13 protein-coding genes are annotated in these 21,839 nt (G+C 66.2%); 5 read left to right on the top strand and 8 right to left on the bottom strand.

The window, feature by feature from the left end; genetic code table 11:
- Positions 1 to 419 precede the first annotated feature (419 nt).
- Positions 420 to 2,537, top strand: a complete 2,118-nt coding sequence (locus IE243_RS05545) for a TonB-dependent hemoglobin/transferrin/lactoferrin family receptor (RefSeq protein WP_191318360.1) — start codon at positions 420 to 422, stop codon at positions 2,535 to 2,537.
- A 165-nt stretch (positions 2,538 to 2,702) separates the two neighbouring features.
- Complete coding sequence (hmuQ, locus tag IE243_RS05540; protein ID WP_191318359.1) at positions 2,703 to 3,038, top strand: heme-degrading protein HmuQ; 336 nt, start codon at positions 2,703 to 2,705, stop codon at positions 3,036 to 3,038.
- Positions 3,039 to 3,481: 443 nt separating this feature from the next.
- Here the strand turns inward: hmuQ and IE243_RS05535 are convergent, their stop codons facing one another.
- The 5 genes from IE243_RS05535 to IE243_RS05515 form a co-directional block, all read right to left on the bottom strand.
- Entirely contained in the window at positions 3,482 to 4,744 is a 1,263-nt protein-coding gene (locus IE243_RS05535; RefSeq protein WP_191318358.1) for an MgtC/SapB family protein, read from the bottom strand.
- A 23-nt stretch (positions 4,745 to 4,767) separates the two neighbouring features.
- Positions 4,768 to 7,173: a phosphoketolase family protein gene (locus IE243_RS05530; protein ID WP_191318357.1), complete on the bottom strand. Its 2,406-nt coding sequence runs from the start codon at positions 7,171 to 7,173 to the stop codon at positions 4,768 to 4,770.
- 77 nt (positions 7,174 to 7,250) lie between these two features.
- On the bottom strand, positions 7,251 to 8,363 hold the full coding sequence (locus tag IE243_RS05525; RefSeq protein WP_191318356.1) for an ABC transporter permease: 1,113 nt from the start codon (positions 8,361 to 8,363) through the stop codon (positions 7,251 to 7,253).
- A gap of 1 nt (position 8,364) precedes the next feature.
- Entirely contained in the window at positions 8,365 to 11,163 is a 2,799-nt protein-coding gene (gene rbbA, locus IE243_RS05520; protein ID WP_191318355.1) for a ribosome-associated ATPase/putative transporter RbbA, read from the bottom strand.
- Positions 11,164 to 11,165: 2 nt separating this feature from the next.
- The gene (locus tag IE243_RS05515; RefSeq protein ID WP_191318354.1) at positions 11,166 to 12,233 is read right to left on the bottom strand and encodes an HlyD family secretion protein; all 1,068 of its coding nucleotides are present in this window, start codon (positions 12,231 to 12,233) and stop codon (positions 11,166 to 11,168) included.
- 364 nt (positions 12,234 to 12,597) lie between these two features.
- Between IE243_RS05515 and IE243_RS05510 the strand changes: the two genes are divergently transcribed.
- Both IE243_RS05510 and IE243_RS05505 read left to right on the top strand, forming a co-directional pair.
- Positions 12,598 to 13,836, top strand: coding sequence for an acetate/propionate family kinase (locus IE243_RS05510; RefSeq protein WP_191318631.1), 1,239 nt, complete (start codon positions 12,598 to 12,600; stop codon positions 13,834 to 13,836).
- A 92-nt stretch (positions 13,837 to 13,928) separates the two neighbouring features.
- Positions 13,929 to 15,650, top strand: coding sequence for a SulP family inorganic anion transporter (locus IE243_RS05505; protein ID WP_191318353.1), 1,722 nt, complete (start codon positions 13,929 to 13,931; stop codon positions 15,648 to 15,650).
- Between the two features lie 337 nt (positions 15,651 to 15,987).
- Here IE243_RS05505 and IE243_RS05500 read toward each other — a convergent pair whose 3' ends face one another.
- From IE243_RS05500 to IE243_RS05490, 3 genes are all read right to left on the bottom strand, one after another.
- The gene (locus tag IE243_RS05500; RefSeq protein ID WP_191318630.1) at positions 15,988 to 19,155 is read right to left on the bottom strand and encodes an efflux RND transporter permease subunit; all 3,168 of its coding nucleotides are present in this window, start codon (positions 19,153 to 19,155) and stop codon (positions 15,988 to 15,990) included.
- Entirely contained in the window at positions 19,152 to 20,387 is a 1,236-nt protein-coding gene (locus IE243_RS05495; protein ID WP_191318352.1) for an efflux RND transporter periplasmic adaptor subunit, read from the bottom strand. Before IE243_RS05495 ends, IE243_RS05500 begins: the two co-directional genes overlap by 4 nt.
- Positions 20,388 to 20,931: 544 nt before the next feature.
- On the bottom strand, positions 20,932 to 21,138 hold the full coding sequence (locus tag IE243_RS05490) for a hypothetical protein (RefSeq protein ID WP_191318351.1): 207 nt from the start codon (positions 21,136 to 21,138) through the stop codon (positions 20,932 to 20,934).
- 374 nt (positions 21,139 to 21,512) lie between these two features.
- Here IE243_RS05490 and IE243_RS05485 point away from each other — a divergent pair, with 374 nt between their 5' ends.
- Positions 21,513 to 21,812, top strand: coding sequence for a hypothetical protein (locus IE243_RS05485; protein WP_191318350.1), 300 nt, complete (start codon positions 21,513 to 21,515; stop codon positions 21,810 to 21,812).
- Positions 21,813 to 21,839: the final 27 nt, after the last annotated feature.

Below are 21,839 nucleotides of genomic sequence, written 5' to 3'. Positions count from 1 at the left end.
TTACAGTTAAACTTTGCACAGTTGGGCGTCAGATTCTGATCCGTCCTCCGTCCCAGGTCCGCGTCGCATGGCTTTGGTTCTGGTGAATTTAGTAGAAAAAACAGTATGATATGACCTGTTTCCGCATGTGTGCGACCTGATGCGGAGATTGGCGCGCGATCGCGCGGGTCCGTTGTGCGGCCAAAGGTTGCTGGGATCTTGATTTAGATTCATTCTGAAATATGAGCCAGTTTGGAAATGGAATGGATCTAAATCAATAACTCAGTTTTAAATCATTATAATTTAGAAGTAATATTGTGTTTGACTCGTGTATTTCCTGAATTTACGGAGGGGCAGAGGAGTTGTCGCCCGATCGCCGCTGCAAAGGTTAGCAGAGCGCGGGCGGAAACCGTAACTGTCAAACATTCGGGATCTGGGCGATGCGCAAAGGTGCGTGCGGGGCGCTGTTTCTGTCTGCGTCACTTCTGGCCATCACGGTCGCTACCGCGGACGAAATCAAACTCGATACAATTTCCGTCACGGCGACCCGTGTCGAGCAGAAGGCCATCGACCAGCTGGCCGGCGTCAGCATTGTCAACCGCGACGAGATCGAGCGGTTCAATCCGTCGCGTATTTCCGACGTGTTGCGTGAGATTCCCGGCGTATGGAGCCAGGAAAACGCCAATGATCCGGCGCAGTCGATCAACATCCGCGGCTTGCAGGATTTTGGCCGCGTGGCGGTGCTGGTTGACGGCGCCCGCCAGAACTACGGCGTCAGCGGTCACAACGCCAATGGCCAGTTCTACCTTGATCCCGAGCTGGTCAGCCGCGTTGACGTGACGCGCGGTCCGGTGTCGTCGATCTATGGCTCCGGCTCCATTGGCGGCGTGGTGCTGTTCCAGACGCGCGGCATTGACGATCTGCTCAAGCCCGACCAGAAGGTCGGCGCGGAACAGCGCCTGGTGCTCGGGACAAATGGCGCGGGCTTCCTGTCCAGCAGCGCCGTCGGCGCCAGGATCGGCGGCGTCGCGGATGTTTATGGCCAGTTCCTCACCCGCCAGACCTACAACTACAAGGACGGCGCCGACACGGTGATCAACGACACCGGCAGCGAGGTGGCCAGCGGTCTGTTCAAGGTGAACATCCGGCCGGCCGAGGGGCATGAGATCTCCGCGACGGCCCTGCGCCAGAACTATGAGTTCAGCAACAGCGGCTCCAGCAACCAGGGCGCGCGTTTTGACAACGTGCTCAATACCGGCGCCTACACCCTGGGCTACCGTTTCCGCAGCCCCGAGACGCCGCTGGTTGACCTCAGCATGAAGGTCTACGCCAACGACACGACAATGTCGCAGCGCTACATGGCCAATTCGCCCAGCGGGACATATGGCGTGCTCGGCGCTGTTCCAGGCCTGAGCCGCATCATCTATGACCAGAAAACCACCGGCTTCGACATCTTCAATACATCGAAGTTCCAGACTGGCGCCCTGTCCCACACCCTGACCTATGGCGGCGACGGCGTCTGGGACAAGGTTCACACCTGGGACACCGCCGGCGGCTATGGCTCGGCCTTCACTCCAGGCGGCGACCGCACCCTCTTCGGCGTCTACGTTCAGGACGAAGTCCGCTACAGCAGCTGGCTGCGCGTGGTCGGCGGCGTGCGCTACGACCACTACGAACTGTCCAGCCCGACAACCGGCAGCGACGGCGGCCGGGCATCGCCCAAGTTCACCATTGGCGTGACGCCCGTCACCGGCCTTGAACTGTACGCCACCTACGCCGAGGCCTATCGCGCGCCCACCATCACCGAAACGCTGATCGAGGGATATCATCCATTCCCGGCGTTCCGGATGCTGCCCAACCCGAACCTCAGGCCCGAGGTGGCGCACAATCTCGAAGCCGGCGTCAACCTGAAGTACAACGACGTGCTGAAGGCGGGCGACACTTTCCGCGCCAAGGCGACGGTGTTCCGCAACGAGATCGACGACTATATCGGCTTCACCAACGCCGACACCTCGACCCTTGTCGCCTTCATTCCCGGCATGCCCAACTCCGTGTGCACGCGGCTTCCCCCGGCCCAGGCGCGGCGCATGTGCGCGCTGATGCCGGACCAGCAGTATCAGAACTTCGCCAAGGTCCGCCTCACCGGCGCCGAGCTTGAAGCGGCCTATGACTGGGGCTGGGGCTTCACCACCATTGCGGGAACCTATGTGCGCGGCAAGGACCAGGAAACCGGCTATGGCCTTGCATCCGTGCCGCCGAACCGGATCTCCGGCACGCTCGGTTTCCGCTTCCTCGACAACCGCCTGACGGTTGGCGGCCGCGTCACCGGCGTCTTCGGCAAGAGCCGCCGCAACCTGCCGCCGAACCAGGTGGATCTGGCGACGCCTGGCTACGGTCTCGTCGATCTGTTCGCCTCTTACAGCTTCAATGACTGGGTGCGGGCGGACGTGTCTGTGCAGAACCTGTTTGACAAGCGTTACACCCAGTATCTGAACTATACGTCCAGCGCCGGCATGCAGGCCAAGGCCGGGCTGACGATCAAATTTGCCTCCCATTGAGGCGCGGAACGGGGCGGCTGCGCCCGGTTTTCGCACGCGACATGCGCCGTTTTCTGCTAGGATCGGCGTCAGAATATGTGTTGGGGTCGCGCGTGTCCGGCTTCGGGCTGGTCTGGATCAGACCGGTGAAGCGAATCAGGACCGTCGGCTGAGCAGGAGAGCCTGATGTACATTGGCATGAACCGTTTCAAGGTCCTCAAGGACAGGGCCGGAGATTTTGAGCAGGTGTGGCTCAACCGCGAATCCTATCTGCATGAGCTGGATGGCTTCATCGAGTTCCACATGCTGCGCGGACCGGAGAAAGAGGATCACATCCTCTATTCATCCTACACGCTGTGGGCGTCGAAGGCGCATTTTGACGCCTGGACGCAGTCCGAGCAGTTCAAGAAATCGCACCAGCGCGCCGCGCAGCCGGGCAACGGCCCGATGACCACCGGTCATCCGGAGTTCGAGGGTTTTGACGTCATCCAGAGCAACCCGGCGCGTCAGGCCGCCGAGTAACCGGGCTGGAGAGCCGGCCAGGCTGGCGCTTCCGCGTCAGGGTCTGGCCCTGATCGCCATCAGGCGGCGCATCCTTGATGCGCCGCCTTTTTCATGTCTGGTTGTGATTCGTTCGGCGAAGCCCCGACGTGGCCTGCATGTCGCCGGCCGCCGGTCTGGCGTGCAGGGCAGGCGTCCAGATCAGGCGCCAGCCAGCTGCACCGTCACGATCAGGCCCACCGCCATCATGGCCCATCCGATAGGCGTGGCGAAGATGATCGAGCTCGCGGATTTGATGGCGCTCATGTTCTTGTCCCCCAGAAGCGTCCTGCTTCATGGAGAACATAGCCAGCCTGGCGGTTGAGCGAGGTGCGCGGATGCACGCCAGCGGCGCGCCGCGTCGTGCGAGAAAAGGGAGGGCTGCTGGCGCCATTCCGATTCGTCCGGCGCTGCGCCCAGGCGCGTCAGATCGTCATGAGAAACACCAGTCCGCCGCCGGCTCCCGCCGCGATGGTGGCGCCCAGCAGCGGCAACCAGAAGGCGGCTGGACCCGCGGCGACCGCCAGCGCCAGCCGGCCGGCCGCATTGGCGCAGAGCGCGGCGAGCACGCCATGGCCGATCACGTTGGCGTCGACGCCCTGATCGGTGAGCCGCAAGGCGCTCAGCACCGCCACATCCACATCGAACATCCCTGACAGGGCGGAGGCTGCGACCAGGCTGCCGCCGCCAAAACGCCCGACAACGGCGGCGCTGATGGTCGAGATCAGCGCGAACATGAGGGCGAACAGCAGCAGGGAGCCCAGTTCGAAAGGATTGCCGGGCGTGGAGGCGGCGCCGCTGGCCTGGCCGCGCAGCAGCAGCAGGCCGCCGCAGGCGGCGAAGGTCAGCGCCGCCGCCAGGGTTTCCGGCGCCATCGTCATCAGAATCTGGGGACGCAGGATCAGCGTCACCGCCGCCACCCGCAACAGGGAGGTCATGGCGGCGAGGCAGGCCGCGCCGACAAGCGGGGCCGCCCGCTCGCCGCCCGCGGCCTTCCGCGCCAGCGCCACGGTCACCGCCGTGGAGGAAATCAGCGCGCCGGCGATCCCGCTCACGACCATGCCGCGCGCCGGGCCCAGCAGCCGCACCGCCGCGTAGCCCATGAACGAGATGGTCGCCATCAGCACGGTGAACAGCCAGACTTCCCACGGATTGAAGCCGCCCCAGGGGTCGATGGCCCGGTTAGGCAACAGCGGCAGCACCACGGCGGTCATCACCGCCAGCGTCAGCGCCGATCGCACCTCCGTCCAGCTCAGGCGTTGCAGCAGGCCATGCAGGGTCTCGCGGCTGGCCAGCAGGCCGGCGAGCAGCGCCGCTCCCGCCGCTGCGGCCTGGATTTCTCCCAGCACGGCGAGGGCTCCCAGGGAGAACACAAGCATGGCCGCCACGACGCCGGTGACGCTGAAGCCGCCGTCCTGGGCCTCTTCCCGCTGTTTGAACCAGGCGAACACCACGCTGAAGCCAAGCAGCCCCGCCACCAGCACCGCCGGGGCGGCCAGCGCCTGCGACAGGGCCGCCGTGACGCCGCCGAGCAGCCCGACCGCGCCATAGGTGCGGATGCCCGCCGTGCGGCTGCCGGCCGGCTCGGCGCGCTCCCGCCAGCCGCGTTCAAGGCCGACGAGCAGGCCAATGGCCAAAGCGAGGCCCAGCCGTACGATCAGGCTGTCGAAGCTGACAAGACCGGGCATGGCGGCCTCCGCGCTGGCCCGGTTCAGCCGGGTTCGTTTTCGCCTCTGCCCCAGGTCCAGCGCCACTCCCGCACCTCGGGCATGTCCTCGCCATGCTCACGGATCCAGTCGTGGTGCTTGCGCAGCTTCTCCTCGAAGCCGGCGATCACCGCCGCGCCCTTTTCCTGCAGGATCGGCAGCCGGCGGATCGCCTCGATGGCCAGATGGTAGCGATCGAGTTCGTTCAGCACGGTCATGTCGAACGGCGTTGTCGTCGTGCCCTGTTCGATGTAGCCGCGCACGTGGAAATTGGGGTGGTTGCGGCGTTTGTAGACAAGGCGGTGGATCAGGTACGGATAGCCGTGATAGGCGAAAATCACGGGCCGGCTGGACGTGAACAGCCGGTCGAATTCCGCGTCGGTCATGCCGTGCGGATGGTGTTGCGGGTCCTGCAGCGTCATCAGGTCCACCACATTCACCATGCGGATGCGCAGGTGCGGCAGGTTCTGGCGCAGCAGGTCGATGGCCGCCAGCGTCTCCTTGGTCGGCACGTCGCCGGCGCAGGCCATCACCACGTCCGGCTCCAGGCCATCCTCGGTGCCGGCCCAATGCCAGACGCCGGCGCCGGCCTCGCAATGGCGGACGGCCTCATCCATGGTCAGCCACTGCGGCTCCGGCTGCTTGCCGGCGACAATGACGTTCACCCGGTCCCAGGTTTTCAGGCAGTGATCGCCCACCCACAGCAGGGTGTTGGCGTCCGGCGGGAAATACACCCGCACAATCTCCGGATTCTTGTTGGCGACGAGATCGACGAAGCCCGGATCCTGGTGGGAGAAGCCGTTGTGATCCTGACGCCAGACGTGGGAGGTCAGCAGATAGTTCAGCGACGGCACCGGCTTGCGCCATTCCAGCTCGCGCGACACCTGCAGCCATTTGGCGTGCTGGCTGAACATGGAGTCGATGATGTGGATGAAGGCTTCGTAACAGGAGAAGAAGCCATGGCGTCCGGTGAGCAGATAGCCCTCAAGCCAGCCCTGGCACATGTGCTCGCTGAGAATTTCCATTACCCGACCGTCGGCGGAGAGGTGGTCGTCGCCGTCGAGGGTCTCAGCCATCCAGACCCGGTCGGTGGCCTCGAACACCGCTGACAGGCGGTTGGAGGCGGTTTCGTCGGGGCCGAAGACGCGGAAGTTCGCGGAACTGGCGTTGAGCCGCATGACGTCGCGCAGATACTGGCCGAGGATCAACGTCGCCTGACCTTCCCTGTCGCCCGGCTCCGTCACGGGGGCCGCGTACTGCCGGAAATCAGGCGTGACCAGCGGCCGGGTCAGCAGACCGCCGTTGGCGTGCGGATTGGCGCCCATGCGGCGCACGCCCTCCGGCGCCAGCGCCTGCAATTCTGGCTTGAGCGCGCCGTTGTCATCGAACAGGTCGTGGGGATCGTAGCTCTTCAGCCAGTCCTCCAGAATCTGGCGGTGGCCGGCGTTGGTCCGGCAGGCGTCGACCGGCACCTGATGCGCCCGCCAGGTGTTCTCCACCATCTTGCCGTCGACGATTTTGGGCCCGGTCCAGCCCTTGGGGCTGCGCAGGATGATCATCGGCCAGCGTGGCCGCTCCGGCGATTTCAGCGACGCGGCGCGGCGGATGTCGGCGAAGCGGTCGAAAATCCGGTCAAGCGTCGCGGCCATCAACTGGTGCATGGCCACAGGCTCGTGGCCCTCGATGAAGACCGGCTCATAGCCATAGCCGGTGAACAGGGCCCGCAAATCGTCGTCGGAGAGGCGCGCCAGCACGGTCGGATTGGCGATCTTGTAGCCATTCAGGTGCAGGATCGGCAGCACCACGCCGTCGCGGACCGGGTTGAGGAACTTGTTGGAGTGCCAGGCGGTGGCCAGCGGCCCGGTTTCGGCCTCGCCGTCGCCAACCACGCAGGCGACGACCAGGTCGGGATTGTCGAAAGCGGCGCCATAGGCGTGCGCGAGGGAATAGCCGAGTTCGCCGCCCTCATGGATCGAGCCCGGCGTCTCCGGCGCGACGTGGCTGGGAACGCCGCCGGGGAACGAGAACTGCCTGAACAGCCGGCGCATGCCCGCCGCGTCGGCGCTGACATGCGGGTACACCTCGGAATAGACGCCTTCCAGCCAGGTGTTGGCGACCATGCCCGGCCCACCGTGGCCGGGGCCGCAAATGTAGATGACGTTGGCGTCGCGCTTGCGGATGACGCGGTTGAGGTGGGCGTAGATGAAATTCAGCCCGGGCGTGGTGCCCCAGTGGCCGAGCAGCCGCGGCTTGATGTGCTCCGGCTCCAGCGGCTGGCGCAGCAGCGGATTGTCCATCAGATAGATCTGGCCCACCGACAGGTAGTTCGCGGCGCGCCAGTAGCGGTCGATCAGCGACAACTCCGTTGCGTCAAGCGCGGGCTCCCCGTGATGGCTTTGGATGTCGCTCATGGCTGCCTCCAGTCAGTTCAGGGGCGGGCGCGATCCAGGCGCCCTGCAAAACGATGTTCGGGCCAGTGTTCCGGGTGCTATCGCAGGAACCGCCGGAAGCGCTGCAACGAGAACAGGAACAGCGCCAGGCCGATGCCGGCGAGGGCCAGGAACTGCGGCCACACCACGTCGAAGCCCGCCCCACGAAACAGGATGGCCTGCGACAGGATGATGAAATGCGTGTTCGGCGCCGCGAGCATGATGGTCTGGATGATCTCCGGCATGCTTTCGCGCGGGGTGACGCCGCCGGAAAGCAGTTGCAGCGGAATCAGCACCAGCATCAACAGCAGCCCGAACTGCGGCATCGAGCCCGCCACGGTCGCCAGAAAAATGCCCAGGCTGGTGGTGGCGAACAGCATCAGCGCCGCGCCGGCCAGGAACAGCAGGGTCGAGCCTTCGATGGGAATGCCCAGGGCCCCCTGGACGACGAAGGTCAGCGACATGGCGGACGCCAGCAGGACGACCAGACCCATGGACCAGATCTTGCTCACCATGATCTCGGTCGGCGTCACCGGCATCACCAGCAGGTGCTCGATGGTGCCATGCTCGCGTTCCCGGATCAGCGCCGCGCCGGTGAGGATGATCGACAGCATGGTGATCGACGAGATGATGTTGTTGATGGCGCCGAACCAGCTCTTGTTCAGCTCCTGGTTGAAGCGGGCGCGCAGGGTCAGCTCGACCGGCAGGGCGGTGATGCTGCGCCGCCGGTTCAGGTACTCGGCGACCTCGCTGGTCAGGATGGACTGGATGTAGCCGCCGCCGGTGAAGGCCTGGCTCATGCGCGTGGCGTCGACGTTGAGCTGGATCGCCGGGGAGCGCCCCGCCAGCAGGTCGCGCTGGAAGTTGGGGGGAATGTCGATCGCGAAGGTGTCGAGACCTGAATCCATGCGCCGGTCCATCTCATGGGCGGAGATGTGGCGCGGCGACACGAAATAGGGCGGATAGAACGCCGTGGCGATGCGGGCGGAAACCGGCGAATTGTCTTCATCGACGATGGCGATGGCCGCCTGGTTGAGCGTCTCCGGCATGGCTCTCGCGGCCGTGTAGATCGCCAGGGTGAAGGCGTAGACGATCAGCAGCAGCATCATCGGATCCCGTCCGAGGCCGCGCAATTCCTTTACGCCCAGCCGGGCCACGTTGGCGATGCGCATGTCAGCTCGCCTGTTTCTTCAGGAGCGCGACGCCAAGGCCGGTGAGCGCCGGCGCCGCGATCAGCAGGGGAATGAAGGAGCTGGCCAGGTCGCTGAAATCAAGGCCCTTCGAGAATACGCCGCGCGAGATCGTCACGAAATAGGTCGCTGGATAGATCTGGCCAATGAAGGCGCCGACGCCCTGCAGCGACGACACCGGATCAATGATCCCCGAATACTGCACGGCTGGGATCAGCGTGATCAGCGCGGTGGCGAAAATCGCCGCGATCTGGCTGCGAATGAAGGTGGAGATGACCAGGCCCATGCTGGTGGTGATGAAGCCGTAGATGAGCGCCGCCGCCGCCAGGGTCAGAAAGCTGCCTGTCAGCGGCACCTTGAAAATGAACACGGCAAACGCCGTCATCATCAGGAAATTGATGAACGCCAGCCCCACATACGGCGCCTGCTTGCCGAGCAGGAATTCCAGCTTTGTCACCGGCGTCACATAGAAATTGATGATCGAGCCGAGTTCCTTCTCCCGCACCACCGACAGCGCCGACAGCATCGAGGGGATCATCAGCAACAACAGGGGGATGACCGCCGGGACCATGGCCACAAGGCTTTGCAGGTCCGGGTTGTAGCGGTAGCGGATGGCAATCTGGAACGCGCCCGCGCCGGAGGCGTTGCCCAGCAGCTCCCGCGTCTTCTGTTGCAGCCAGGCGGCGTGCATCCCCTGCACGTAGCCGCGGATGGTTTCGGCCCGTTGCGGCATGGCGCCGTCGATCCAGGCGGCGACCTCGACCGGGCGCCCGCGCGCCGCGTCCCTCGCGAAGCCGGGGGGAATTTCGATGGCGAGGCTGATGTCGCCGCTGCGCATCCGCCTGTCCAGCTCCTCATAGCTGGCGATGGGCGGCTTCTTGGTGAAATAGCGCGAGCCGGAAATCTGCAGGGCGTAGTCGCGGCTCGTGGTGGTGTTGTCCCGGTCGAGCACCGCGAAGCTCAGGTTCTCCACGTCCATGTTGACGCCGTAGCCGATGACGAACATCAGCAGCACCGTGCCGATGATCGCCAGGGTGGCCCGGATCGGGTCCCGGCGCAGTTCGAGCGCCTCGCGCCGGGAGTAGGCCAGCATTCGCCGGGCGTCGAAGCCGCGCCGGATATGGCTTTCGCGTTCAGGCGTCGCCGCGCCGGCTCCGCCGGGCTCCGCCGCCGGCGCCTGCCCGGCGGCCGGGTCGGTCTGCTTCACCGCCTCCTCAAGGCAGGCGATGAAGGCGTTTTCCAGCGTGTCGGCGTGGTAGGCTTGGGTGATTGCTTCCGGCGTATCGGAAATCAGCACGCGCCCGGCGTGCATCAGCGAAATGCGGTCGCACCAGCCGGCTTCATTCATGAAGTGGGTCGAGACAAAGATCGTGACATTGTCCTGCCGCGACAGGTCGGAAAGGATCCGCCAGAAATTGTCGCGCGCCACCGGATCGACGCCCGATGTCGGCTCGTCGAGGATCAGGATGTCCGGGCCGTGGATGATGGCGACGGCCAGCGACAGTCGCTGGCGCACGCCGAGCGGCAAATCGTCCGGCAGGGCGTCCATGACGTCTTCGAGATCGAACCGGCTGGCCAGTTCGCGCATGCGCGGGCCGATGGTCCCGGCCGCCATGCCGAACAGCTCCGCATGCAGCTTCAGGTTCTGGCTGACGGTCAGCTCCGTGTAGAGCGAGAACGCCTGGCTCATGTAGCCAACGCGCTGGCGCACCGCCATGTCCCTGGGGTCGACCTCGCCGCCGAACAGGCGCGCCACGCCTTCGCTTGCCGGCAACAGGCCGGCCAGCACTTTCATGGTCGTGGTCTTGCCGCAACCGTTGGAGCCTAGAAAACCAAAGATCTCGCCGCGAGGGATGCGGAAACTCACGTCATTGACGGCGGTGAAATCGCCGAACTTCACGGTGACGTGCTCGGCCTCAATGGCGATGTCCGCCGTGTCGCCGGCGGGGCGGGGCGGAATGACCACCTGGTGGTGATCGCGCCGCGCCTCTTCCGGCAACAGGGCGACGAAGGCCGCGTCGAGGTTGGGCGCGCCGGTCCGCTCCAGCAGTTCTTGCGGCGATCCGGTGGCGAGGATTTCGCCGGCGTTCATGGCGATCAGCCAGTCGAAACGCGCCGCCTCCTCCATATAGGCGGTGGAGACAATGACGCTCATGCCCCGCCGTCCGGCGCGAATGATGTCAATCAGCTCCCAGAACTGGCGGCGCGACAGCGGGTCAACGCCGGTGGTCGGTTCGTCGAGGATCAGCAGATCGGGATCGTGGATCAGCGAGCAGCACAGGCTGGCTTTCTGCTTCATGCCGCCGGACAGCTTGCCCGCCGGGCGATCGGCGAAGCGGGACATGCCGGTATGGGCCAGCAATTCGGCGATGCGGCGCTCGCGCTCAGCCCGGTTGTGGCCGAACAGGCGGCCGAAAAAGTCGACGTTCTCGAACACTGACAACGTCGGATAGAGGTTCTTGCCCAGTCCCTGGGGCATGTAGGCGATGCGCGGCAGCACCTGCTGCCGCTGCCGGGCGCTGGCGATATCCGCGCCCAGGCTCTCGATCTGCCCCTCCTGCATGACGCGGGCGCCGGCGATCAGCGACATCAGCGTCGACTTGCCGACGCCGTCCGGTCCGATGACGCCGACCATGCAGCCGCCTGGAATCTCCAGGGTAATGTCCTTCAGGGCCCGCGTCGCGCCATAGGACAGGCTGACGTTGCGCAGCCGGACCGCCGGCGCTTCTGTCGCCGGTTCCGGTCCGGTCTGGTGCGGGCGCGTGGCCGCCGGGTCCGTCATGATTACTGGACCGTTCTGGCGAGGTGGGCGGGCCATTCGGCGGCAGGGTCAACCTTGACATAGGCCATGCCGGGGAGGCCGGTTTTGACCTGGCGCACGTGTTTCTTCAGCAATTCTCCCGGGATTTTCGCCTTCACGCGGAACATCAGTTTCTGCCGCTCTTCCTCCGTCTCCACCGACTTGGGCGTGAACTGGGCCACGTCGGAGACGAAGCTGATCTTCGCCGGAATCACATATTGCGGCGCCGCGTCGAGCACCAGGCGCACGTCGCTGCCCAGCGCCACGCGGCCCGCCTGCGCGGTTGGCAGGAAGAAGGTCATGAATACATCGCCGACGTCGACCAGGTTGAGGACGCGACCACCGGCGGACAGCACCTCGCCGGGCTGGGCGACGCGATACTGGATCCGCCCGGCGCGCGGCGCCCTGAGGGTGCTGTCGTTAATGTCCGTGACGATGGTGGTGATGGCCGCCTGAGCGGCGTCAACCGCGGCTTTCGCGTCCACGACCTGGGCCCTGGCGGCGCTGATGCCGGCTTCGGTCGCCGCCAGTTGCGCCTTCGCCGCGCCGAGCGCGGCGCGCGCGCCCTGCTCGGCGGCGCGGTCATCATCCAGCGTCTGCTGGCTGGTGGCGTTGGTGCGGATGAGGTGTTGTGAGCGTTCATATTTGCGCGTGGCCACGTCAAGCTGCGCCTCGCGTTGCGCCACCACGGCGGCGGCGGCCTCGCGCTCGGCCTCGCGCTGCTTCACCAGATTTCCGGCGGTTTCGATGCTGATCTCGGCGCGACGCTTCTCCGCCTCGGCCTGTTTGCGCCGGCTTTCGAGCTGCTCGGTGTCCATCCGCGCCAACACCTGTCCCGGTTCGACGAAGTCGCCTTCATCGACGAGGATTTCCTTGATGCGCCCGGGGGATTTTGTCGAAATGTCGATCTCGACCGCCTCGATGCGGCCGTTGCCGCTGGCGATCCCTTGCGGCAGATCCTGCGGCCCGAACTTGCGCCAGGCGTAATAACCGCCAGCCGCGACGACAATTGCGAGCGCCAGCGCTGCCCAACGCCTGCCAGAAGAAGCCATTGTTACGGAACTCCGATATGCGATGCGCTGAACTCACGCCACGGGCAGGCTACACCGGCGCGGGGCGTTTTCAATATGGAACAGTTGTTCGTCAACGATGGTTCCATTGGTTCTCCGCCGGCGGCCCCCGGTGAAGCCAGGGCAGGGCGCGGATACCGCCCCACGATGATTGACCCTGCCGGGCGGTAAAGTAACAATCCGGAGAAAGCGGCGGCAGGGCCCGGGTGGCGGATGGCGCGCGCCCGGCCCGGACCGCAGCCCGTCTGTCGCCGCGCCCTGGTTCGTTGCCGGCGGCGGGGGCGCCCGGGGAGCGCGATGTCCAGCAATGCGATGTCCAGCAACGCGAATGTCGAAGGGCGCGGCGATGAACGGAAAACTGCTGGTCACCTTCAACGCCGGTTCGTCCACGGTGAAGATTGGCCTGTTCGCGCTGGACGCCGGCGGCGATGGCGCGCCCCCGCGCCGCATTGGCAAGGGGATGATCGATTTTCATCGCGCCCCGTTGCGCTTCGGCCTCACGGAAGGGCCGGACCATTTCGACATCGAACTGGCGGCGCCGGCGGATGGGGAGCTGGATGAGGTTCTCTCGGAAGCGTTCGGCCGGTTGTCCTGGCATTTCGATCTGGATGAACTGGCGGCGGTGGGCCACCGGGTCGTGCATGGCGGCAACCTGTTCGCGACGCCGGTGGTGATCGATGACGCCGCGCTGGCGCGCATGGACAGCCTGACGCCGCTGGCGCCCCTGCATCAGCCCCAGGCCCTGAAACTGGTCCGGGCGATCGCCCGGTTGCGGCCGGGCCTGAAACAGACAGCGTCGTTCGACACCGCCTTTCACGCCTCCAATGCGGACCTGACCCGCCGCTTCGCGCTGCCGCGCGCCCTGCACGACGCCGGCGTGATGCGCTACGGCTTTCACGGCCTGTCCTACGCTTTCATCGCCGGCGAACTGGCGCGGCGCCGGCCTGACGTCGCCGCCGGCCGGGTGGTCGCGGCGCATCTGGGCTCCGGCGCCAGCCTGTGCATCATGGAAAACGGCCTCAGCCGTGACAGCAGCATGAGTTTTTCCACCCTTGACGGCGTCCCCATGGCGACGCGGTGCGGCGCGCTCGATCCGGGGGCGCTGCTGTATCTGTTTGGCCAGAAACAGCAGTCGCTGCAGCAGGTGGAGGATCTGCTTTATCGCCGCTCCGGCCTGCTTGGCGTCTCGGGGATCAGCGCCGACACGCGCGATCTGCTGGCCAGCGACCGGCCGGAGGCGCGCGAGGCGCTGGAGCTGTTCGCCCTGCGCGTCGCCGGGGAGGCGGCGCGGCTGGCGACCACCGCCGGCGGCGTTGACGCCCTGGTGTTCACAGCCGGCATTGGCGAGCATCAGCCGGAGATGCGCGCCATGATCTGCGAGCGGCTGGCGTGGCTCGGGGTGCGGCTGGACGCTGCGAAAAACGCCGCCAATGCCTTCGACATCACTGGCGCCGGCAGCCAGCGCGACGTGTTTGTCCTCGCCACCGATGAGGAGCAGGTCATCGCCAGCGAAGCCGTGGCGGCGCTGCGAACGCTGGCGGATACGGCGCCCGTGACGCCGGAAAGGGACGGTCAGCCACCCTGAAACGGACAGGCGTGCAGGCGGACAGACCCGGGCGGCGTTGCAACCGGGGGCGGCTGTGAGACGGATTGGCGACGGCGGCGGGCGGCGTGCGAATGCGTTGGTTTCAGGACAAACTGTTGCTGGGGGTTTTACCCCTGACCGTGCGCGGGGCCCTGCGCGACGTCATGGCCGGCGTCAGTCTCGCGTCGATGAACGCCCCGCAGGTGCTGGGTTACACCCGCATCGCCGGCACGCCGGTTGTCACCGGCCTGTACACGGTGCTGCTGCCATTGGTGCTGTTCAGCATTTTTGGCGCCTCGCGGCATCTGGTCGTAGCGGCGGATTCGGCGACAGCGGCGATTTTCTCCACGGCGCTCGCGCCGATGGCCGCATTGGGCAGCCCGAAATACATGGCGCTGGTCGGCATGCTGACGTTGCAAACGGCTTGCCTGCTGCTGCTGGCGCGCCTGTTCCGTCTCGGCTTTCTGGCTGATTTCCTGTCGCGCACGACCCTGGTCGGCTTTCTGGCCGGCGTTGGCGTTCAGGTCAGCGTCGCCATGGCGCCGGACATGCTGGGGCTGACCGTCAGCACCCGCCGCACCCTTGGCCAGATCCAGGAGATCGTGGCGCGGCTTGGGCAGGTCAGGATGCTGGAGCTGGCGCTGGCCACGGGTGTGGTCGTCGCCATTCTGGCCGGGCGCCGGCTGGCGCCGCGTTTTCCGGTTCCGCTGGTCGTCGTCGCCGGCCTGATCGCCGCCAGCGCCTGGTTTGATTTCGCCGGGCATGGCGTCGCCGTCATCGGGCCGACGCCGGGTGGGCTGCCGTCGCTGGTCTGGCCGGACGTGACCTGGTCCGAAACCCTTGCGCTATTGCCCGTCGCCGGATCGTGCGTGGTGATGATCCTCGCCCAGAGCGCAGCGACCAGTCGCGTCTACGCCATCAAATATGGCGAGCGGCCGGACGCCAACGCCGATATTCTCGGACTGGCCGCCGCCAACGCCGGGGCCGCCATCACCGGCGCCTTCGTCGTCAACGGCAGCCCCACGCAGACAGCCATGGCGGACAGCAGCGGCGCGCGCAGCCAGGTAGCGCAGATCACCTTCGCGGTGATCGTGGCGATCATTCTGCTGGTCCTGACCGGACCGCTGCAATATCTGCCGCACGCCGTGCTCGCGGGCATCGTCTTCACCATCGCGGTGAACATGATCGACATCAGGGGGCTGCGGGCGATCTACGCGGAAAGCCCCGGCGAATGCGGCCTTGCGGTCCTGACAGCCGCGGCCGTGCCCTGCATTGGCGTCGAGCAGGGCATCCTGCTGGCCATCGCCCTGTCGCTCATCCGCCATGTCCGGCATTCCTACCGCCCGCACGTGTCGGTTCTGGCGCCGGGCGCCTCCGGTCGCTGGGAGCCGGCTCCGGCGCGGGCGGGATTGCAGACGGCGCCAGGGCTGATTGTCTACCGCTTCGGCGCTGACCTGTTCTACGCCAACGCCGACGGCTTCGCCGATACGGCGCAGGCCCTGGTCGCCGCCGCGCCGTCGCCGGTGCGCGATCTGGTCATCGACGCCTCCGCAACCACCAATATCGATTTTTCAGCCGCGCGCGTCTTCCGCGCCCTGATCGAGAAATTGCAGCAGCGGGGCGTCCAGGTCGTCATGGGTCGCGTCAGCAACGGCCTGCGCGCAGATCTCGAACGACATGGCGTCGCCGCGGCGTTGGGAGAAAACCGGATTTTCCCGACGCTGCACGAGGCGCTCGAAGCGGTTGGCGTGGACTATCATCAGGGCATGGCCCCGCTCCGGCCGGATGTCGCCGGAGGTCTGCCGGCCGTGTGAGACCGCACGCCGCCGGCGCGGCCCGGCCGTTAACCTCAGCCTCATGAGCAACGCTTCAGGGAGGCTGCCATGACGTCCGGTGTGATCGCTGTGACAGCGGCCATTTCGCTGATGGTCGTGTGGATCGCCAGCCTGCTGACCCAGACAGACTGATGCAGGGACGGCGGGTAGCGCATGTCCGGGGGAAACAGGTCCCGCTTGTCAGGACGAAAATGCGTCCGGTCAAAGAAACAGGGCGCTTCCGGTGTGGCGGATTTCACCGAAAGCGCTCCTGGCAGCTGACGCGGCGTGCGGCGAGGCCCGGCGCTTTCGCAAGCCGGGCGGATCGCCGTACGTCTTACGCCTCCGCCGGCCCCGGGCCAGGAGCGGCGGTGGCGGTCTGCTTCTTCTGCTTGCGGCGGTTCTCCAGTTTCTGCAGCACCACGAACACCGACGGCACGACGGCGATGGTCAGCAGCGTCGATCCCATCATGCCGGTGAGCGTGGCGAAGCCGATGGACTTCTGCGCGTTGGCGCCGGCGCTGTCCGCCAGCACCAGCGGCACCAGACCGAGGCCGAACGCCAGCGAGGTCATGATGATCGGACGCAGACGCAGACGCGCGGCTTCAACCGCCGCCTCGATCACGTCGCGCCCTTCCTGCAGGTGCAGGTCGCGCGCGAAGCCGACGATGAGGATGGCGTTCTTGGCTGACAGCGCAATCAGCAGGATCATGCCGATCTGGGTGTAGAGGTTGCTGGGAATGCCGATGGCCAGCAGACCGCTCGCCGTGCCCAGCAGGGCCAGCGGCACCGACAGCATGATGGCCAGCGGCGCCAGCCAGCTCTCGTACTGGCCGGCCAGCACCAGATAGACCAGCAGCAGGCTCAGCGCATAGACAATGTAGATCTGGCCGCCGACCGCCGCCTCCTGGAAGGAGAGGGCGCTCCAGTCGAAGCCGGTCCCTGGCGGCAACACCTGCGCGGCGATGTCTTCAAGCTGCGTCATCGCCTGGCCGGAGCTGACGCCCATCACCGGCGAGCCGATCACCGTCGCCGCCGGATACATGTTGTACAGGCTGATCAGCGACGGGCCGATGCTGGTGTCGATGTTGGCGATGGCGCCCAGCGGCACCATCTGGCCGCTGTTGCTGCGCACCTTCAGGGCGCCGATGGCGTCCGCGTTCATGCGCCACGGCGCGTCGGCCTGGGTGTAGATCTGGAACACCCGGCCGAACTTCAGGAACTGCCCGACATAGGATGAACCAATGTAGGACCCCAGCGTGTTCGCCGCCGCGTTGAAGGGCACGCCGAGGGTCTCGGTGCGCGTCCGGTCGAGATTGGCCAGAACCTGCGGCGCCTGGGCGCTGAAGGTGTTGACGGCGGACATGAAGTCGCCCGACTCCCTGGCCCGCGCGGCGATCGCGTCGGCGATGCGCTGCAGCTTCTGGTAGTCGAACTCGCCGTTGCGCAACTCCACCTTCATGGTGAAGCCGGAGGCGTTGCCAATGCCCTGGATCGGCGGCGGCGGCAGCACCGTGGCCACGCCGTCCGGTAGCGCCTTCGCGGCCTCCGACAGGCTTTTGTACATGCCAATGAGGCCCTGCCCCGGACCACGTTTGCTCCAGTCCGTCAGCATGACGTAGAGCACGCCGGCGTTGGCCAGGCTGGCGCTGTCGTTCATGACGGAAATGCCGGCGATGGCGACAACGTTCTCGACGCCCGGAACCTTCCGCAGGCGCTCCGACAGTTCCGACAATGACTTGCGGGTGCGCTCAAGGGCGGCGCCGTCGGGCAGTTGCACCGAGGCGATGAAATAGCCCTGATCTTCGACCGGCAGGAACGAGGTCGGGACGCGGCTCAGCGCATAGCCGGAGAGACCGACGAGGATCACCGTCAGCGTGAAGACGATGCGGTAGTGCTTCACCAGCCGCGCCATCATGCGCACATAGGCGTTTTCGCAGGCCATATAGCCGTGCTCGAACACGCGGAAGATCACGTTGCGATCATTGACGTGCTTGGGCGGGCGCAGCCACAGGGCGCTCTGCGCCGGCTTCAGCGTCATGGCGTTGATGGCGCTGATGAGCGCCGTCGCGGCGATGACGAGGGCGAACTGGCGGTACATCTGGCCGCTGAGGCCAGGCAGGAACGCCGCCGGCAGGAACACGGCCATCAGCACCAGGGTGATGCCGAGAATGGGCCCGGTCAGCTCCTTCATGGCCTGGATGGTGGCGTCATGGGGCGACAGGCCCCTTTCCATGTGCTTGGTCACGCCCTCGACGACGACGATGGCGTCGTCAACCACGATGCCGATGGCCAGCACGACCGCCAGCAGCGTCGACATGTTGATGGTGAAGCCAAGCGCCGCCATGGCCGCGAAGGCGCCAATGATGGTGACCGGCACGGTGGTGGCGGGCACCAGCGTGGCGCGCCAGTCCTGCAGGAAGATCAGGATCACCAGCAGCACCAGCACCGCCGCTTCGATGAGCGTGTGATAGACGTCGCTGACCGACGCCTGCACGAACAGCGTGGTGTTGAACGGCGTGGTCCAGTTCATGCCGGGCGGGAAGTCCCCGGCCAGCGTCTTCATCCGCGCTTCCACGCTTCTGGCCACGTCAAGGGCGTTGGCTTCCGGCAACTGGAAGATCGCGACGCCGGCTGACGGCTGGCCGTTCAGCCGGAAGTCCTGGCTGTAGGTCTGGGCGCCAAGCTCCACCCGGGCCACGTCGCGCAGCCGCGTCACCTGGCCGCCATCGGCGTTGTCGGCCTTGATGATGATCTTCTCGAACTCGCTGACCTCCGCGAGCCGTCCCTGGGTCAGCAGGGTGTACTGGAAGGCGTTGGCGCCAACGGTCGGCGGCGCGCCGAGCTGGCCGGAAGCCACCGGAAGGTTCTGGGCGTTGATGGCGTTGGAAATATCAGCGGGGGCGAGGCCCCGCGCCTGCATTTTCTGCGGGTCAAGCCAGATGCGCATGGCGTACTGGCCGGCGCCGAACACGCTGACCGAGCCAACCCCTGGCAGACGCGACAGTTCATCCACCAGATTGATGGTGGCGTAGTTCGCCAGGAACAGACTGTCCTGGCGCTTGTCGTTTGAGGTCAGCGCGATGATCTCGAGGATCGAGGTCGACTTCTTGTTGGTCTGAACGCCCTGGTTCTGCACCACGGGGGGCAATTGCGCCAAAGCGGTGGAAACCCGGTTCTGCACCAGGATCTGGCTCTTGTCCGGGTCCGAACCAATGGCGAAGCTGACGGTCAGCGTATAGTTGCCGTCGCTGGTGCTGGTGGAGGACATGTAAATCATGCCCTCGACGCCGTTGACCTGCTGCTCGATGGGCAGCGCCACTTCCTGGGCGATCACCGACGAGCTTGCGCCAGGATAGCGCGCCGTCACCTGCACCGTTGGCGGCACCACATTGGGGTACTGCGCCACAGGCAGGTTGAAGACCGCCACAGCCCCGAGCAGCACGATCAGGATGGCGATCACATTGGCCAGGATCGGCCGCTCGATGAAAAATTTCGTCATCAGCGCGCCGCTTTCCCGTCAGCCGGTTTGCCCTGCGGCGTCGCGCCTGCCTCCGCCGGTTTGGAGGCGGGAGCCGGGGCCGGGATCTGGGCCTTGGCGGCCGGCGCCGGCTGCGCCTGCACCCGGACGCCCGGCACGGCGCCCTGCGCCTGGCCGACGATGACCTGTTCGTCGCCGGTCAGGCCAGAGACTATGACGCGCATGCCGCTGTCGGTGACCTGGCCGACCTCCACATGCCGTTCCTCCACCAGACCCTGGGCGTTGACCAGCAGCACATAGCGACCGCCCTGGCTGGAGCCGAGGGCGCTGTCCGGCACCAGAAGGCCATTTTGCGGATCAGGCAGGGGAATGCGGACGCGCAGGAAGTTGCCGGGCAGGATGGCGCCCTCGCTATTTGGCGCGAGCGCGCGCACCAGCAGCGTGCCGGTGTTCGGGTCAATGGACGGGGAGACGTAGTCGATCTTCGCCGGGTAAGGGAAATCCTTGCCGACAGCCAGACCCAGCTCCACGGGAACGCCGTCGGTGGCGCTGCGGGACATGCGTCGCTCGCGCATGATGTCGCGAATGTGTTGCACCAGATGTTCGTCGAGCGAGAACTGCACGTAAAGCGGCGCGCTCTGGACGATGGTCGCCAGCGTGGTGGGGCCGCCGACGCCGACCATGGCGCCAACGTCGACCTGGTGATTGGTGACGATGCCGTCGAAGGGGGCCCGCACCTCGGTGTATGACAGGTTCAGCTGCGCCTGCTTCAGCTGGGCGACAGCCTGGTCAACGGCGGCCTTGGCGGCGTCGCGCTTGGTTTCGGCGTCGTCGCGCGCCGCCTGGGAGGCGGCCTGTTTGGCGTAAAGCTGCTGCTGGCGATCCAGTTCGACCTGGGCGTTCTTCAGTTGCGCCTGCTGCTGGGCCAGCGCCGCTTGCGCCAGCTCCACGCTGATCTGGTAGGGCGGCTGTTCGATCACGAACAGCAACTGGCCCTTCTTTACGATCGCGCCGTCGACATAATTGATGCTGGTCAGATAGCCCTGGACGCGGGCGACGAGATTTACCTGCTGGATGGCGAACGCCTGGCCAGTCGCCGGAATATACTGCGTGACGGTCTGGCTGACCGGTTTTGCCGTGAACACCACAGGGGGCGGCGGCGCCTGGGTCTTGGGTTCGTTGCAGCCCGCCAGCAGTCCGGCGATAGCCGCAACCGCCAGAAACGCGGTTGGGCGTACTTTCCAGGTGATCGTCAACGAACGCCTCCCTTCGGCGTATACAAGGACCGCAATCTGGACAATGTGCTGTCCAGCCTCCGCCTCATTTCGGGGTATTCAGAACATGTTCTGGCCTGTCAGGCAATTTTTCTTGCGGAAAATTGCACAGGCGCGCGCGACCTGCGTGTGACATTGTCAACCCTCTTGGCGTGGCGCGGGCAGAAGCGCGTCGCCAATGGCGGAGAGAGACGGGGTGGTCGGGCGTTTTGAGGCCGCCAATGCGCGCCGTCTGACGCCACAACAGGGTCCATGTCGATGTCCGGCGCCGCCAGGCAGGGTTCCAAAGCGGAAAACGGCGGGGGGCTTTGTCTCGCGCCAGCCCATTGACCTGGCCAGTTCTGACCGCGGCGGCGCGCGTACCGCGGCCAGGCGTCCGCAGGGCGTCCGCGAGGTAAATGGACGCTGCTTCTCATCAACAACCGCGTCGGGCCAGGCGGCGGAGTGCTCCCGCCGAACGGGATTTGGCCCGCGAGGTTTCTGGCGCAGCGCTCCGGCGGAGCCTTGCCGGCTTGTCTGGCTCCGGTCAGCGCGCGGCGAGCGCCTGCTTGCAGCCATCGCTGAGCTTGTCCTTGTTGGTCTTCAGGCAGGAGGCGACCTGGTCGCGGTTGCCAATGGCTGAGGCGCACAGCTTCTGCGCATCGGCGCGGCAGGCGGTGCGGGCGTCTTCCGCCATGACGGCGCCATTGCTGGCGGCGGCGAGCACGACGGCGAGGAAAAGAGCCTTTTTCATTTTGAGCGTTCCCGATCTCTGGCGCGCCATTGCGGACGCTGGCGCCATGCGCCGCCGGGCGGCGGGTTGCCGGCGCGCGTGGCCGCGTCGCCGGATGTTCGTGGCGCGGAACGGTCGAGCGGCGCGATGGCCTGACCGCGCCCACGCCGGGCCTCCCAACGCGGGGAAACTGCGGGAACGCAGCGGACCGGCCTATGCCATGTTCATGGGACCGGGCCGGGATGGCGCCCATCTTCATGGGATACCCCGGCCCGCCGCCAGATGCTCCTGTCAGGAGAAGCGCCGTGTCGATGCACGGGCAGGTTGCCGGGTCTCACGGCCGCCCGCGCTCTGGCGCGGCGATCCGGGGCCGCACGAATTCCGGAGATGGAAGCATGAACTCGAAGCATTATCTGCAGGTGGTGGGCGCGGCGCTGCTGGGCGCCAGCGTTTTTGCCGCCACGCCGGCCGCCGCCGTTGTCTATTGCAAGACCGTGGGCGTGCCCAGGGGCTGCGTCGCGCGCCCGGCGCCGGTGGTGGTCGCGCCGCGTCCGGTAGTCGTGGCCCCACGTCCGGTTGTCGTCGCTCCGCCCGCCCGCGTTGTCGCGCCCCGGCCGGTTGGCCCCGCCCGCCGCGCGCCGATGGGAACGCCGACCAATCGCGGCGGCCCCGTTGATCGCGTCGGCCAGTTCTGAAAGCCGGTCTGAAGCATCCGGGCAGGC

This window comes from Camelimonas fluminis (assembly GCF_014656355.1).
In the GTDB taxonomy this organism is placed as follows: domain Bacteria; phylum Pseudomonadota; class Alphaproteobacteria; order Rhizobiales; family Beijerinckiaceae; genus Camelimonas; species Camelimonas fluminis.
The sequence above is the reverse complement of the archived record's forward strand: the minus strand, read 5'-3'. Positions and strand labels throughout refer to the sequence as shown.

Excerpts from the sequence above, each read along its gene's own strand:
- IE243_RS05545 (WP_191318360.1), top strand. The coding sequence starts at position 420 with ATGCGCAAAGGTGCGTGCGGGGCGCTGTTTCTGTCTGCGTCACTTCTG.
- hmuQ (WP_191318359.1), top strand. The coding sequence starts at position 2,703 with ATGTACATTGGCATGAACCGTTTCAAGGTCCTCAAGGACAGGGCCGGA.
- IE243_RS05535 (WP_191318358.1), bottom strand. The coding sequence starts at position 4,744 with ATGCCCGGTCTTGTCAGCTTCGACAGCCTGATCGTACGGCTGGGCCTC.
- IE243_RS05530 (WP_191318357.1), bottom strand. The coding sequence starts at position 7,173 with ATGAGCGACATCCAAAGCCATCACGGGGAGCCCGCGCTTGACGCAACG.
- IE243_RS05525 (WP_191318356.1), bottom strand. The coding sequence starts at position 8,363 with ATGCGCATCGCCAACGTGGCCCGGCTGGGCGTAAAGGAATTGCGCGGC.
- rbbA (WP_191318355.1), bottom strand. The coding sequence starts at position 11,163 with ATGACGGACCCGGCGGCCACGCGCCCGCACCAGACCGGACCGGAACCG.
- IE243_RS05515 (WP_191318354.1), bottom strand. The coding sequence starts at position 12,233 with ATGGCTTCTTCTGGCAGGCGTTGGGCAGCGCTGGCGCTCGCAATTGTC.
- IE243_RS05510 (WP_191318631.1), top strand. The coding sequence starts at position 12,598 with ATGAACGGAAAACTGCTGGTCACCTTCAACGCCGGTTCGTCCACGGTG.
- IE243_RS05505 (WP_191318353.1), top strand. The coding sequence starts at position 13,929 with ATGCGTTGGTTTCAGGACAAACTGTTGCTGGGGGTTTTACCCCTGACC.
- IE243_RS05490 (WP_191318351.1), bottom strand. The coding sequence starts at position 21,138 with ATGAAAAAGGCTCTTTTCCTCGCCGTCGTGCTCGCCGCCGCCAGCAAT.
- IE243_RS05485 (WP_191318350.1), top strand. The coding sequence starts at position 21,513 with ATGAACTCGAAGCATTATCTGCAGGTGGTGGGCGCGGCGCTGCTGGGC.